The 13,236-nt window shown below is 75.1% G+C and carries 16 protein-coding genes; 2 read left to right on the top strand and 14 right to left on the bottom strand.

All coding sequences use genetic code 11. The features are described 5' to 3' along the window. Positions 1 to 20: 20 nt before the first annotated feature. The 6 genes from ACI797_RS08015 to ACI797_RS07990 form a co-directional block, all read right to left on the bottom strand. Entirely contained in the window at positions 21 to 566 is a 546-nt protein-coding gene (locus tag ACI797_RS08015) for a GNAT family N-acetyltransferase (RefSeq protein WP_456858084.1), read from the bottom strand. A 94-nt stretch (positions 567 to 660) separates the two neighbouring features. Then, positions 661 to 993, bottom strand: coding sequence for a cytidine deaminase (locus tag ACI797_RS08010; protein WP_456858082.1), 333 nt, complete (start codon positions 991 to 993; stop codon positions 661 to 663). A 20-nt stretch (positions 994 to 1,013) separates the two neighbouring features. Further along, the gene (locus ACI797_RS08005) at positions 1,014 to 2,345 is read right to left on the bottom strand and encodes a hemolysin family protein (protein ID WP_456858081.1); all 1,332 of its coding nucleotides are present in this window, start codon (positions 2,343 to 2,345) and stop codon (positions 1,014 to 1,016) included. Continuing rightward, on the bottom strand, positions 2,342 to 2,845 hold the full coding sequence (gene ybeY, locus ACI797_RS08000; protein ID WP_456538122.1) for an rRNA maturation RNase YbeY: 504 nt from the start codon (positions 2,843 to 2,845) through the stop codon (positions 2,342 to 2,344). The genes ACI797_RS08005 and ybeY overlap by 4 nt, the downstream gene beginning before the upstream one ends. A 5-nt stretch (positions 2,846 to 2,850) precedes the next feature. Next, positions 2,851 to 3,828, bottom strand: coding sequence for a PhoH family protein (locus tag ACI797_RS07995; RefSeq protein WP_456858080.1), 978 nt, complete (start codon positions 3,826 to 3,828; stop codon positions 2,851 to 2,853). Between the two features lie 266 nt (positions 3,829 to 4,094). After that, the gene (locus ACI797_RS07990; protein ID WP_456858079.1) at positions 4,095 to 4,907 is read right to left on the bottom strand and encodes an enoyl-CoA hydratase/isomerase family protein; all 813 of its coding nucleotides are present in this window, start codon (positions 4,905 to 4,907) and stop codon (positions 4,095 to 4,097) included. A gap of 69 nt (positions 4,908 to 4,976) precedes the next feature. On the opposite strand from ACI797_RS07990, the gene ACI797_RS07985 reads away from it, so the two are divergent. Further along, positions 4,977 to 5,825: an alpha/beta fold hydrolase gene (locus ACI797_RS07985; RefSeq protein ID WP_456858077.1), complete on the top strand. Its 849-nt coding sequence runs from the start codon at positions 4,977 to 4,979 to the stop codon at positions 5,823 to 5,825. Here ACI797_RS07985 and ACI797_RS07980 read toward each other — a convergent pair whose 3' ends face one another. The 4 genes from ACI797_RS07980 to hrcA form a co-directional block, all read right to left on the bottom strand. Further along, positions 5,826 to 6,185: a histidine triad nucleotide-binding protein gene (locus ACI797_RS07980; RefSeq protein ID WP_456858076.1), complete on the bottom strand. Its 360-nt coding sequence runs from the start codon at positions 6,183 to 6,185 to the stop codon at positions 5,826 to 5,828. It abuts the gene before it with no gap. A 79-nt stretch (positions 6,186 to 6,264) separates the two neighbouring features. Further along, positions 6,265 to 7,023: a 16S rRNA (uracil(1498)-N(3))-methyltransferase gene (locus tag ACI797_RS07975; RefSeq protein WP_456858075.1), complete on the bottom strand. Its 759-nt coding sequence runs from the start codon at positions 7,021 to 7,023 to the stop codon at positions 6,265 to 6,267. Continuing rightward, positions 7,020 to 8,162 (bottom strand): molecular chaperone DnaJ, encoded by a 1,143-nt coding sequence (gene dnaJ, locus ACI797_RS07970; protein ID WP_456858072.1) that lies wholly within the window; start codon positions 8,160 to 8,162, stop codon positions 7,020 to 7,022. Before dnaJ ends, ACI797_RS07975 begins: the two co-directional genes overlap by 4 nt. 9 nt (positions 8,163 to 8,171) lie before the next feature. Beyond that, the gene (gene hrcA / locus ACI797_RS07965; RefSeq protein WP_456858069.1) at positions 8,172 to 9,194 is read right to left on the bottom strand and encodes a heat-inducible transcriptional repressor HrcA; all 1,023 of its coding nucleotides are present in this window, start codon (positions 9,192 to 9,194) and stop codon (positions 8,172 to 8,174) included. On the opposite strand from hrcA, the gene ACI797_RS07960 reads away from it, so the two are divergent. Then, positions 9,154 to 9,792, top strand: coding sequence for a type II toxin-antitoxin system VapB family antitoxin (locus ACI797_RS07960; RefSeq protein ID WP_456858067.1), 639 nt, complete (start codon positions 9,154 to 9,156; stop codon positions 9,790 to 9,792). The two genes, hrcA and ACI797_RS07960, sit on opposite strands and share 41 nt — an antisense overlap. A gap of 61 nt (positions 9,793 to 9,853) precedes the next feature. Here the strand turns inward: ACI797_RS07960 and ACI797_RS07955 are convergent, their stop codons facing one another. Genes ACI797_RS07955 through ACI797_RS07940 form a run of 4 tightly spaced genes read right to left on the bottom strand, consistent with a single transcriptional unit; the run spans position 9,854 to position 13,213 of the window. Then, the gene (locus ACI797_RS07955) at positions 9,854 to 10,459 is read right to left on the bottom strand and encodes a response regulator transcription factor (RefSeq protein ID WP_456538131.1); all 606 of its coding nucleotides are present in this window, start codon (positions 10,457 to 10,459) and stop codon (positions 9,854 to 9,856) included. Then, positions 10,456 to 11,565, bottom strand: a complete 1,110-nt coding sequence (locus tag ACI797_RS07950) for a sensor histidine kinase (protein ID WP_456858066.1) — start codon at positions 11,563 to 11,565, stop codon at positions 10,456 to 10,458. Before ACI797_RS07950 ends, ACI797_RS07955 begins: the two co-directional genes overlap by 4 nt. Before the next feature lie 20 nt (positions 11,566 to 11,585). Then, on the bottom strand, positions 11,586 to 12,332 hold the full coding sequence (locus ACI797_RS07945; RefSeq protein WP_456858064.1) for an ABC transporter permease: 747 nt from the start codon (positions 12,330 to 12,332) through the stop codon (positions 11,586 to 11,588). Continuing rightward, the gene (locus tag ACI797_RS07940) at positions 12,329 to 13,213 is read right to left on the bottom strand and encodes an ABC transporter ATP-binding protein (protein ID WP_456858063.1); all 885 of its coding nucleotides are present in this window, start codon (positions 13,211 to 13,213) and stop codon (positions 12,329 to 12,331) included. Before ACI797_RS07940 ends, ACI797_RS07945 begins: the two co-directional genes overlap by 4 nt. Between the last annotated feature and the right edge of the window lie 23 nt (positions 13,214 to 13,236).

Genomic DNA, 13,236 nt, shown 5'->3' with positions numbered 1-13,236 from the left:
GGCGGCGTCATCGGCCGCGGTCAGGTGATCGGACGGTGCATCTCCACGGCGTCGATCGAGACGCCGTCCGGCATGGTGAGCGTGAAGGGCCGCACCTCGCGGAAACCGAAGGCGCGGTAGAGCGGCACGCCCGGCAAGGTGGCACCGAGGTCGAGCGCGCGGAACTCCTCGGCGCGGGCCGCGTCGTGGCCGGCCTGCAGGATCGCCCGCCCCAGCCCTCTCCTCGTCCAGTCCGGGTGCACGAACATGGCCCGGATGTGCGCGGCCTCCGTGGCGGGGTCCAGCAGCCGATCGTCGCCGCTGTGGTCGCCCGAGCCGGTGAACAGGCGGCCGCGACGGCTCCAGCCGCCGCAGGCGACGATCACGCCGTCCGCGACGTGGACGAAGTAGGTGCCGTCGGCCAGGAGCACCGGGTCGACGTGCGCGATGTGCACCGCCGCGCTCCGGGTCTGCCGCTGGTCGTAGAACCGGGGGAACAGGCCGAGCACCGAGACCCGCATGACCGCGGCGATCTCCTCGGCGTCCCGTTCCGTGGCCCTCCGCAGGACCGGTGCCGAGACGCTCACGCGGACCACTTCCTCGGGCCTGGTTCGCCGCACGACGAGCCGACATCCTCCCCCCGGGGGCGCCGGTCTCACCAGCGGTCGAACACCCCCGTCGTCAGACCCGGGTCCGCACGGCCCCGTCGGGGCCGGCGAGGAGCACCGGGGCCGACGGCGTGAGGTCGTGGACGGCGGCGAGCCCCTCCTGCTCGACGGCGTCGGCCTCCGACACGACCGCCGCGGCCTCGAGCCCGGTCACGCCGCTGGAGACCGCGGCGGCGACGGCGGCCTGCAGCGCCGAGAGCTGCAGCGACGGCAGCGCGACGCTCGCCGCGAGGTAGGTGCGGCCGTCGGTGTCGCGCACCGCCGCGCCCTCGGCGGCGCCGGTGCGGCCGCGGGCCGAGCGGGCGAGGGTGATCAGCTTGGCGTCCTCGGGGTCGAGATCGGGCACGGCCCCATTCCACACCAGCGTCAGCTCTCGACGGCGGCCGGCTCCTCGGCGCGGGCGGGCTCGGCCTCCTCGCCGTCCTCCGGCTCGGGCACCCGGCAGACGAGGATCGTGTCGATGCGGTTGCGGCGGCCGCCGGTGCTCTCGGCGACCAGGCGCAGCCCGTCGACCTCCGCGGCCGACCCCTCGATGGGCACCCGGCCCAGCGCGCGGGCGAGCAGGCCGCCGACGGTCTCGACGTCGTCGTCCTGGGGCAGCTCGACGTGGAAGAGCTCGGCGAGGTCCTCGACCGGGAGCCGGGCGGTGACCCGGGCGGAGCCGTCGGGCAGCTGCTCGACCGGTGGCCGCTGGAAGGCGTCGTGCTCGTCGGCAATCTCGCCGACGATCTCCTCGAGGATGTCCTCGATGGTGACCAGCCCGGCGAAGCCGCCGTACTCGTCGACCACGATCGCGATGTGGATGCGCTGGGCCTGCATGTCGCGCAGCAGCTCGTCGACCGGCTTGGACTCCGGCACGAACGTGGGCCGGCGCATGAGCTCCTCGACCTTGGGCCCGTTGCGGTCCGGCAGGTTCTGCGAGCGGCGGATGAGGTCCTTGAGGTAGACGACCCCGACGACGTCGTCGACGTTCTCGCCGATCACCGGGATGCGGCTGAACCCGCTGCGCATCATGAGCGCCATCGCCTGGCGGATGGTCTTGGTGCGCTCGATCCAGACCACCTCGGTGCGCGGCACCATGACCTCGCGGGCGATGGTGTCGCCCAGCTCGAACACCGAGTGGATCATGTTCCGCTCGCCGGACTCCACGACGCCCCGCTCCTCGGCCATGTCGACCAGCTCGCGCAGCTCGACCTCGGAGGAGAACGGGCCGTCGCGGAAGCCGCGGCCGGGGGTGATCGCGTTGCCGATGAGGATGAGCAGGCTCGCGATCGGGCCGAGCACCCGGCCGAGGAGCTTGACCAGGCCGGCGGTGCCGAGCGCCACGCCGTAGGCGTGCTGGCGGCCGAGGGTGCGCGGCCCGACGCCGACGAGCACGTAGCTGACCACGGTCATGACGCCGGCGGCGACCAGCACGGTCTGCCACGTGACGGTGAGCAGCTCGGCGACGATCACCGTGACCAGGACGGCGGCGACCATCTCGCAGACGACCCGCAGCAGCAGGAGCAGCGAGACGTGGCGGGCCCGCTCGCCGAGGACCTCCTCGAGGGAGGCGGCGCGCTTGACGCCCTCGCGGCGCATCTCCTCGACGCGGGCCTTGGACACCCGCTGGAGTGCGGCGTCCATCGCGCCGAAGAGGCCGGCCAGCGGGACCAGGAGGACGGCGATCACCAGCAGGGTGATCGCACCCGCGGTCATCGGGGCCCCGTCTCCCGGTTCACGGCCTCACCGGTGACCGGCTCCCGCGGTGCGGAGCGCCAGCCGTCGATCAGCTTCTGCTGGAGGCCGAACATCTCCTTCTCCTCCTCGGGCTCCATGTGGTCGTAGCCGAGCAGGTGCAGCACGCCGTGGGTGGCCAGCAGCACCAGCTCGTCGTCCATGGAGTGGCCGGCCGCGCGGGCCTGCCGGACGGCGACGGAGGGGCACAGCACGATGTCGCCCAGCAGCGCCGGTCCGGGATCGGGGTCGTCGGGCCGGCCGGTGTCCAGCTCGTCCATGGGGAACGCGAGCACGTCGGTCGGGCCCTTCTCGCCCATCCACCGCTCGTGCAGGGTGCTCATGTAGTCGGCGTCGACGCACAGCACCGACAGCTCGGCCAGCGGGTTCACCTTCATCTCGCCGAGCACGAACCGGCAGACGCCCGCCAGCTCGGCCTCGTCGACGGCGATCTCGCTCTCGTTGGACACCTCGACGGGCACGGCGCTCAGCTCCCCTGCCGGCGCGGACGCGGGCCGCGCACCGGTGGCCCGGCCGCGGGTCGCGTCTGCTGGTTGGCGGCGTCCCAGCGCTCGTAGGCGTCGACGATGTCGCCGACCAGCCGGTGGCGGACGACGTCGGAGCTGGTCAGGTTCGCGAAGTGGACGTCGTCGATGCCGTCGAGGATCTCGCGGACGATCTTGAGGCCGCTCTGCGCGCCGCCGGGCAGGTCGACCTGCGTGATGTCGCCGGTGACCACGATCTTCGAGCCGAACCCGAGGCGGGTCAGGAACATCTTCATCTGCTCGGCGGTGGTGTTCTGCGCCTCGTCGAGGATCACGAACGCGTCGTTCAGCGTGCGGCCACGCATGTACGCCAGCGGAGCGACCTCGATGGTGCCGGCCTGCATCAGCCGCGGGATCGACTCCGGGTCGACCATGTCGTGCAGCGCGTCGTACAGCGGCCGCAGGTAGGGGTCGATCTTCTCGCTCAGCGTGCCGGGCAGGTAGCCCAGCCGCTCGCCGGCCTCGACCGCGGGCCGGGTCAGGATGATCCGGTTGACCTGCTTGGTCTGCAGCGCCTGCACGGCCTTGGCCATGGCCAGGTAGGTCTTGCCGGTACCGGCCGGGCCGATGCCGAACACGATGGTGTGCGCGTCGATCGCGTCGACGTAGCGCTTCTGGTTCAGCGTCTTGGGCCGGATGGTGCGGCCCCGGCGGCTGATGATGTCGAGGCTCAGGACGTCGGCCGGGCGCTCGGAGCCGCCGCTCCTGAGCATGCCGATGACCCGGCGCACCGAGTCGGGGCGCAGCTGCTGGCCGGTGCCGAGCAGCGCGATGAGCTCGTCGAAGACGCGGACGGCGAAGGCGTTGTCGGCCGGCTGCCCGGTCACGGCGATCTCGTTGCCGCGGACGTGGACGTCGGCGTCGACCTCGGCCTCGACCAGGCGGAGGAGCTCGTCGCCGGAGCCCAGCAGGGCGACCATGGAGACGGATTCGGGGACGGTGATGGTGGTCCGGACGGCGGCCGGCTGCGCGGGCGCAGGACCGGATGCGGCGTCGTCCGTGGCGGCTGCCTGCGCCGAGGCCTCACGCGACGTGGGGCCGTGCACGGCGGGCGTGCCAGAGGAGGTGTCGGGCAAGAACCCTCGACCCTGCCTTCCTGCAAGGGGTTGCGGACCCGGACGAGTCTACCCGCGCCGGCCGACGCGAACCGCTGGTCTACCCGTCCGGGGCACGTGATCCCGGCAGGTCAGCGCCCTGTGTAGGTGGCCTTGCCCGGTCCGTCGGCGAGGAAGGAGCGGACGGCGCCCTGGAGGTCGTCGGTGGCGAACAGCGCGCCCGACAGCGAGGGGGTCAGCTCGTCGGCGGCCCGGACGCCGTCGCGGACCGCGGCGTTGACCAGCTTCTTCGTCGCCGCGTGGGCCACGGTCGGGCCGGCGGCGACGCGGCGGGCGTAGTCACGGGCCGCCTCGGCGAAGCCCTCGTCGGGCAGCACGCGGTTGACCACGTTCCAGTCGGCGAGCGTGGCCGCGGGGTACCACTCGCCGGTGAAGATCAGCTCCTTCGCCCGTGCGGGGCCGGCCCGCTCGGCCAGCCGCTGCGGGCCGCCCATCGACGGGGTGAGCCCGACGACGACCTCCGTCAGGCCGAACTTGGCCTTCTCGGCGGCCAGGATGATGTCGCAGGCCAGGGACAGCTCGAAGGCGGCGGTCAGGGTGAGCCCGTGCGCCGCGAACACGGTGGGCACCGGCAGGGCCTCGAGGGTGTGCGCCAGCTCCAGCAGCCGCACCCACAGCGCCGTCCCCCGCGCGACGCCGTCCGGCGACTGCGCGATCTCGTCGAAGTGGTGCACGTCGACGCCGCCGGAGACGACCCTGCCGCGCGCCTCGAGCAGGACCGCCCGCGCCCGGTCGGGCCGGCCGGGGTCGGTCAGCTCGACCAGCTCGGCGACCGCCCGTTCGTACCCGGCGAACACCGCCTCGTCGAAGAGGTTCAGCGGCGGGGAGTCCAGGACGACGACGGCGACGTCGCCGTCCCTCTCGATGCGCACCGGGTCGGTCATGGCCCGAGCCTGTCAGGGCCGCGCCGGAGGACGCACCCCGGGTGCGTCCCCGGCGCTAGCGTCCCGCGCGTGGCCGGCGTGTACCGCTCCGACGAGGGCCGCGAGCGGCTGCAGGCCTGGTGCGCCGACCGGCTCGCCGCCTGGCCCGTGCCGCACGGGCGGACGACGCTGGAGACCACCACGGGTCCCACCCACCTCCTGGTGACCGGCGAGGGGCCGCGGACGTTCGTCCTCCTGCCCGGGACCCACTTCAACGCCGCGACCAGCCTGCGCGTGGTCGCGGAGCTGCGGGCGCACGGCCGGGTGGTCGTCCCGGACCTGCCCGGCCAGCCGGGGCTGAGCACGGCGGAGCGGCCGGGGCCCGAGCGGATGGCCGCGTACGGGCGGTGGGTCGACGAGGTGGTGGCCCGGGTGCGGGAGGACGGCGCCGGTCAGCTCGTGCTGGTCGGGCACTCCCTGGGCGCCGCCGTCGCCCTGTGCGCGACGCCCGGCGTGGTCGACCGCCTCGTGCTGGTCGATCCCGCGGGCTTCGTGCCGGCCCGGGTGTCCCCGGCCGTGCTCGCCGTGACCCTGCGGTGGCTCGTCCGGCCCTCGCCGCGCAGCGCCGCAGCGCTCGCCGGCCGGATGTCCGGCCCCGGGCACGCGCCGAGGCCCGAGCTGGTCGAGTGGCTGGCCCTGGTCGCGCGGCACGTGCACGCCGCGGGAGCGCCGGGTCCCCTCCCGCGCGAGGTGACCGACCGGTGGCGTGGGGTGCCGCGGGTGGTCGTCGCCGGCGCCCACGACTGCTTCTTCCGTCCCGAGGCGCTGGCGGCGGCCGTCGCCGACCGCCTGGGCGAGGACCTCGTCGTCCTCGACGACCTCGGGCACCTCGGCCCCGAGGAAGACCCCTCCCGGCTGGCTGCGCTGGTCGCCGGGTGATCAGCCGGGCGGCCAGCCCAGGCCCCGGCCGCCCAGCACGTGCAGGTGCAGGTGGTCGACGGACTGGCCGGCCTGCGGGCCGGTGTTGGTGACCACCCGGTAGCCGGGTTCGATGCCGCCGTCGGCCACCAGGCCTTCCTGCTGCGCCACGGCGTGCGCGGCCCGCGCGACCTCGCCGAGGAGGTCGGCGTCGGCGGCGGCGAGGGCGCCGAGGTTGCGGTGGTGCTCCTTCGGGATCACCAGCACGTGGGTGGGGGCCTGCGGGTTGATGTCGCGGAAGGCCAGCACGCGGTCGGTCTCGTGGACGACGTCCGCGGGGATCTCCCCCGCGACCATCCGGCAGAACAGGCAGTCGCTCACGCCCGCGACCCTATAAGGACCCCCGTCCTCCCCACCCTCGCACGCTCGGGGCGGGCCCCTCGACAGGGGCCGTTCCGCGTCAGGCCCAGCGGACCTTGACGCTCAGCGCGGCGAGGGCGGCGGCGCCGGCGGTGGAGGTCCGCAGCACCTCCGGGCCCAGCCGCACGGGCTCGGCGCCCGCGGCGCGGAAGGCGACGATCTCGCCGTCGGTCAGCCCGCCCTCGGGCCCCACGACGACGGCGATGGTCCCCTGCCGCGGCGCCGGCACCTCGGCCAGCGGGCGGCGGGCCTGCTCGTGCAGCACCAGCGCCAGGTCGGCGTCGGCGAGCAGCCCGCAGACCTGCCGGGTGGTCATCGGCCCGGTCACCTCGGGGACCCGCGGCCGGCGTGACTGCTTGGTGGCCGCCCGCGCCGCGGCCCGCCACCTGGCCAGGCCCTTGTCGACGCGGTCCTCCCGCCAGCGGGTGACGCAGCGCGACGCCGTCCACGGCACGATCCGGTCGACGCCCAGCTCGGTGGCCAGGTCGACGGCGAGCGGGCCGCGGTCGCCCTTCGGCAGCGCCTGCACCAGCACCAGCTCCGGCTGCGGGGCCGGCACCTCGTGGCGGGCGCGCACCCGCACCCGCAGGCCCTCCGGCCCGGCGGCGACGACGTCGCCCTCGGCCACCAGCCCGCGGCCGTCGCCGACCCGGACCGTCTCCCCCGGCGCCAGGCGCAGGACGTCGACGGCGTGCCGGCCCTCCGCGCCGCCGACGAGCAGCTCCTCGGTGTCGGGCAGCTCGTCGAGCAGGAACAGCGGGGCGCCGTCGAGCTCGGGCGCGCCGGTGTCGGCCGTCACGCGTGCCCGTTCCACGCGTCGCGGACGCGGGAGAAGAAGCCCTGCTGGCTCTCGCGGGTGGAGCCGGCGGTGTCCTCGCCGCGCAGCGTGGCCAGCTCGCGCAGCAGCTTCTCCTGCTCGGCGTCGAGCTTGGTCGGCGTCTGCACCTCGACGTGCACCAGCAGGTTGCCCCGGCCGGTGGCCCGCAGCCGCGGGGCGCCCTGGGCGCGCAGCGTGAGCACGCTGCCGGACTGCGTGCCGGGCTTGATGTCGAGCTCGGTCTCGCCGTCGAGGGTGGTCAGGTTGAGCGTGGTGCCCAGCGCCGCCGACGTCATCGGCAGGGTGACCCGGCAGTGCAGGTCCTCGCCGTCGCGGGTGAACACCGCGTGCGGCCGCTCGTGGATCTCCACGTACAGGTCGCCGGCCGGGCCGCCGCCGGGGCCGACCTCGCCGTGCCCGGTGAGCCGGATGCGCATGCCGTCCTCGACCCCCGCCGGCACCTTCACCGGGATGGTCCGGCGGGCGCGCACGCGGCCGTCGCCGGCGCACTGCGGGCACGGCTCGGGGATGACCTGCCCGGTGCCGGCGCAGGTCGGGCAGGTGCGGGTGGAGACGACCTGGCCGAGGAACGAGCGCTGCACGCTCTGCACCTCGCCGCGGCCGGAGCAGGTGGTGCAGGTCGTCGGGTGCGTCCCGGGCGCGGTGCCGGCGCCGCTGCAGGTGGTGCAGAGCACCGCCGTGTCGACGGTGAGCTCCTTCGTGGTGCCGAAGACGGTCTCGTCGAGGTCGAGCTCGACCCGGATGAGCGCGTCGCCGCCGGCGCGGACGCGGCTGCGCGGACCGCGCGTGGCGGTCCCGCCGCCGAAGAAGGCGTCCATGATGTCGCCGAGGCCGCCGAAGCCGGCGCCGAACGGGTTGCCCCCGCCCGCGCCCGCACCGGCGGTGTCGAACGGATCGCCGCCGAGGTCGACGATGCGGCGCTTCTCCGGGTCGGTCAGCGCCTGGTAGGCGCGGTTGACCTCCTGGAAGCGCTCCTTGGCCTCGGGGTCGGGGTTGACGTCGGGGTGCAGGTCACGGGCCAGCCGCCGGTAGGCGCGCTTGATCTCGTTGTCCGTCGCGCCCCGGGCCAGCCCTAGAACGGCGTAGTAGTCGGTCGCCAAGTCTCTTCCTCAGCTCTCGGCCAGCAGCTGGCCGACGTAGCGGGCCACGGCGCGGACCGCGGCCATGTTGCCCGGGTAGTCCATGCGGGTGGGGCCGACGACGCCCAGCCCACCCAGTGCGCGGTCCCCGGAGCCGTACCCCACGGAGACGAACGACGCGCCGGCCAGGGCCTCGTGCGCGTTCTCCTCGCCGATCCGCACCAGCACGGTGCCCGGGTCCACCTCTCCCATCAACCGCAGGACCACGACCTGTTCTTCCAGCGCCTCCAGCAGCGGCCGGACGCTGTGCGGGAAGTCCAGGGCCCCGCTGCGGGCGAGGTTCGCCGTCCCGCCGATGACCAGGCGGTCCTCCCCCGGCTCGACCAGGGTCTCCATCAGCGTGGCGCTGACGGCGCCGACCAGCGCCCGCAGGTGCGGCGGCACGGTTACGAGCAGGTCGGGCACCTTCGCCCCGGCGTCGGCGAGCTTCACCCCGACGAAGGCGGAGTTGAGCAGGGCCCGCAGCTCGGCGACCGCCTCGTGGTCGACCTCGACCGGCGTCTCGACGGTCCGCTGCTCCACCCGGCCGGTGTCGGTGATCAGGACGAGCAGCAGCCGGGTGGCGCCGACCGGCACCACCTCGAGGTGCCGCACCGAGCTGCGCGACAGCGTCGGGTACTGGACGACGGCGACCTGGCGGGTCAGCTGCGCGAGCAGCCGCACCGTCCGGCCGAGGACGTCGTGCAGGTCGACGGCGCCGTCGAGGAAGCGCTCGATGGCGCGCCGCTCGGCGACCGACAGCGGCTTGATCGCCGAGAGCCGGTCGACGAAGAGCCGGTAGCCCTTGTCGGTGGGCACCCGCCCGGCGCTGGTGTGGGGCTGGGTGATGTAGCCCTGCTCCTCCAGCACCGCCATGTCGTTGCGGATGGTCGCCGGCGAGACCCCCAGGTCGTGCCGCTCGGCGAGGGCCTTGCTGCCCACCGGGTCGTTGGTCGAGACGAAGTCCTGGACGATGGCCCGGAGGACCTCCAGGCGCCGTTCCTCGTGCGCCACGCGTACACCTCCCCGTACCGGTCGACGCCGTGCCGGCGGTTGGCACTCGCAGGGATCGAGTGCCAGTTCAGCATACGACCGGAGGCTGCTCCCGTCGCGCGCCTCGCGGCGGGTCGGCGCCCCGGCGAGGGAGCAGCGCGGGCCGGGCCCGGCCGTTAGGGTGGGTCCGGACGGTGGCCCGGGACGGGGCAGGACAGCGGAGGTCGTTCCCCTGATCTTCAAAGCGGTGCGCGAGGGCCGTCCCTACCCGGACCACGGGATGACCACCAAGGACTGGGCGCTGATCCCACCCCGGCAGGTCCGGCTGGACACGCTGGTGACGACGAAGCGGGAGCTGGCGCTCGACGCCCTCCTCGCCGACGACTCGACGTTCTACGGCGACCTCTTCCCGCACGCGGTGCTGTGGCACGGCGAGCTGTACCTGGAGGACGGCCTGCACCGGGCGCTGCGGGCGGCGCTGCAGCAGCGCAACGTGATCCACGTCCGCGTGCTCGACCTCGACGCGCTCATGCCGGTGTCGCAGGCGGCCAGCGGGCCGACCACCGAGACGCTGCCCGCCCAGCCGCCGGTGCCGGCCCCGCAGCCCCGGGAGCGGTAGAACGGCCCCGCTGCAGGGCCCCGCGCCGAGCGTGCGAGGCGTGGGGGGCAGCGGGGTCCTTCTAGAGCCAGCCCTTCTCCTCGGCCACCCGGGCGGCCTCGACGCGGGTGCGGGCGCCGGTCTTGCCGATCGCCGAGGACAGGTAGTTGCGCACCGTCCCCTCCGACAGGAACAGCCGGCGGGCGATCTCGGCGACCGTGGCGCCGTCGGCCGCCTCGCGCAGCACGTCGGCCTCGCGGGCCGACAGCGGGGTGGCGCCGATGGCCAGCGCCGCGGCGGCCAGCTCGCGGTCGATGACCCGCTCCCCCGCCACGACCGCCCGGATCGCGCGGGCCAGCTCGGCGACGGGGGCGTCCTTGACCAGGAACCCCGAGGCGCCGACCTCCATGGCCCGGCGCAGGAACCCGGGCCGGCCGAAGGTGGTGAGGACGACGGCCCGCACCTCCGGCAGCGCGGTGGCCAGCGCGCGGGCGGCCTCGAGGCCGTCCATGCCGGGCATCTCGATGTCGAGCAGCGCGACGTCGGGCCGGTGCTCGCGCGCGGCCTCGACCACGGCGTCGCCGCGGCCGACCTCGGCGACCACCTCCAGGTCGTCCTCCAGGTCGAGCAGCGCCCGCAGCGCCCCGCGGACCATCGACTGGTCCTCGGCGATGAGCACCCGGATCACGCCGCGCCCACCCGCGTCGGCGCCGGCGTGGTGACCGGGAGCCGGGCCTGCAGCCGGAAGCCCCGGCCGGGCGCCGGACCGCTCTCGAAGTGCCCGCCCAGCGCCTCGACCCGCTCGGCGAGGCCGGACAGGCCGGCGCCGCCCGTCGCCGTCCCCGAGGGCCCGTGGCCGTCGTCGGTGACGGTCAGCGTGGCGTCGGCGTTCGTGGTGACGAGCTCGACGGTGACCGACCGGGCGCCGCTGTGCCGCAGCACGTTCGTCGTCGCCTCCCGCACCACCCAGCCGAGCGCGGCGTCGACCGCCGCGGGCAGCGGCGGCACCGCCGGCGCCCTGAGCCCGACGCCGGCAGCGGAGAGGGCCGAGCGGGCCTCGGCCAGCGCCTGGCCGAGGCTGACCTGCCGGTAGCCGCTGACGGCGTCGCGCACCTCGGCCAGCGCGCGGCGGGCGGCGGCCTCGACGTCGGCCATCTCCTCGCGGGCCCGCGCCGGGTCGCGCTCGGCCAGCCGCCCGGCGAGCTCGCTCTTGAGCGCGATGAGCGACAGGCTGTGTCCGAGCAGGTCGTGCAGGTCGCGGGCGAAGCGCAGGCGCTCCTCGGCGACGGCGTTGCGGGCCAGCTCCTCCCGCGCCTCCGTGAGCTCCGCGTTGATCGAGATCAGGTGCCGGGTGCCCTGCAGCGCGAAGGCGGTGAGCAGGCAGATGACCGGGAGGATGAACAGCTCGCCGAGCTGGCCGTGGGCCGCCAGCACGGCCGCGCACACGCCCGCGGCCCCGAGCACTGCCGGGGCGATCCAGCGCGTGGGCAGCGCGACCGAGACGGCGGCCGACACGTAGATCATCAGGCCGGCCCAGGGCGGCCCCTGCCAGGCGGCGAGCGCGACGCCGAGGGCGACCACGACCACCAGCCGCGCGCCGACGGGCCCGCAGGGGCTGAAGGCCCGCCGGAACACGTCGAGGTAGACGACGGTGAAGGCCAGCAGCGCGACCCCGGCCAGCACCGTCTCCCAGACCGGCCGGGGCGTGGTGACCAGGTCGACGACCGGGAACGCCTGGAACAGCAGCCAGGGCAGGGCCCAGCCGATCTGCTGCCGACGTCCGCGTCCGTCCACGCCCCGGACGGTAGCCCGGCTCATCCCGAGACGGCGTGCAGCGGGCGGTGGCGGCCCACCAGGGTGGCCAGCCCCGCGAACAGGACGCCGAAGCCGAGCACGGCGAGCACCGCGGACGGCGACGGGGCCGACCCGGCGGCCACGTCGCGACCGAGCTCGGCGTACCAGTAGGACGGCATCGCGTGCGCGACCGCCCGCAGCGCCTCGGGGAACACCTGCACCGGCACCCACAGCCCGCCCAGGGTCGCCAGCACGACGCCGAGGATGCCGGTGGCGCCGCCGGCGGCCTTCTCGTCCAGCGCCAGCCCGATGAGCAGTCCGAGGGCGACGAAGGCGAGCGACCCGACCCACAGCACGGCCACCAGGCCGACCCAGGTCGCGAGCGGCAGCTGCACGCCGTTGACGAAGCGGCCGACCAGCGCCACGACCACCAGGCTGGGCAGGGTGAGCAGGGCACCGACGACGACCTCGACGGCGAGCACCGACCAGGTCGGCACCGGCATCACCCGCAGCTGGCGCAGCCAGCCGGAGGCCCGGTCGAAGGAGAGCCGGATGGTGGCGCCCAGGGCGGCGCCGAGGGCTCCGTACGCCATCATCGACACCAGGAAGTTCCCCGCGTAGTCCTGGTACTGCGCGGCCGAGGTCGCCTGGCCGCCGAAGACCTTCGTGAAGAAGACGGTGAACAGCGCCGGCAGCAGGACGGTGAAGAACAGGTACTGCTTGTTGCGGCCGACGCGGCGCAGCTGGAAGAGCAGCAGGGTCGTCATCGGGCAGCTCCCGTCAGGGTGAGGACGGCGTCCTCGAGGCTGGCGCCGCGGACCTCGAGGTCGGCCAGCGGGACGCCGTCGGTGAGCAGGGCACGCAGCGTGGCCTCCGGGTCGACCGTGGTCAGGGCGACGGTGTCGCCGCGGCGGTCGGTGGCGGTCACACCGGGGACGTCGTCGAACCGGCCGCCGGCGGTGGTGAAGGAGATGGTCCGCCCGGCGGCACGGGCCTTGATCTGCGCGGCCGGCCCGTCGGCGACGACGCGGCCGCCGGAGACGACCACCACGCGGTCGGCGACGGCGTCGGCCTCGTCGAGGTGGTGGGTGGCGAAGACGACCGTGTGCCCGCGCCCGGCCAGCGCGCGCATCGTCGTCCAGAACGCGCGGCGGCCCTCGACGTCCATGGCCGAGGTCGGCTCGTCGAGCAGCAGCAGTGGCGACTCGCCGGCCAGGGCGAGGGCCAGCAGCACCCGCTGGCGCTGGCCGCCGGAGAGCTGGTCGGTGCTGCGTCCGAGGAGGCCGTCGATGCCGGCCGTGACGACCAGGTCGTCCAGCGGCCAGGCGGTCGGGTAGCTGCGCCGGGCCAGGTCGAGCAGCTCGCCGACGCGCGCCTCGGTCGGCAGCCCGCCGTGCTGCAGCATCGCGCCGACGGCGCCGGAGCGGACCGCGGCGGCGGGCGACCGGCCGAGCACCCGGATGCTGCCGGCCGTGGGCCGGAGCAGGCCGAGGACGGCGTTGACGGTGGTGGACTTGCCGGCGCCGTTGGGGCCGAGCAGGGCGACCGTCTGGCCGCGCGGGATGGCGAGGTCGACGCCGTCGACGGCGACGGTGTCGCCGAAGCGGACGGTCAGCCCCGAGACGTCGAGGGCGAGCGTGTCTGGCACGCCGGCAAGCCTCGCGGCCGGCA

Source organism: Geodermatophilus sp. SYSU D00691, assembly GCF_054050275.1.
Note: the sequence above shows the minus strand (reverse complement) of the source record. Positions and strands in the feature narration are given on the sequence as shown.

Coding starts and splice junctions, on each gene's coding strand:
- ACI797_RS08005 (WP_456858081.1), bottom strand. CDS start 2,345: ATGACCGCGGGTGCGATCACCCTGCTGGTGATCGCCGTCCTCCTGGTC.
- ACI797_RS07995 (WP_456858080.1), bottom strand. CDS start 3,828: ATGGTCGCCCTGCTGGGCTCCGGCGACGAGCTCCTCCGCCTGGTCGAG.
- ACI797_RS07990 (WP_456858079.1), bottom strand. CDS start 4,907: ATGACCGACCCGGTGCGCATCGAGAGGGACGGCGACGTCGCCGTCGTC.
- ACI797_RS07960 (WP_456858067.1), top strand. CDS start 9,154: ATGGCCCGGAGGACCTCCAGGCGCCGTTCCTCGTGCGCCACGCGTACA.
- ACI797_RS07945 (WP_456858064.1), bottom strand. CDS start 12,332: ATGACGACCCTGCTGCTCTTCCAGCTGCGCCGCGTCGGCCGCAACAAG.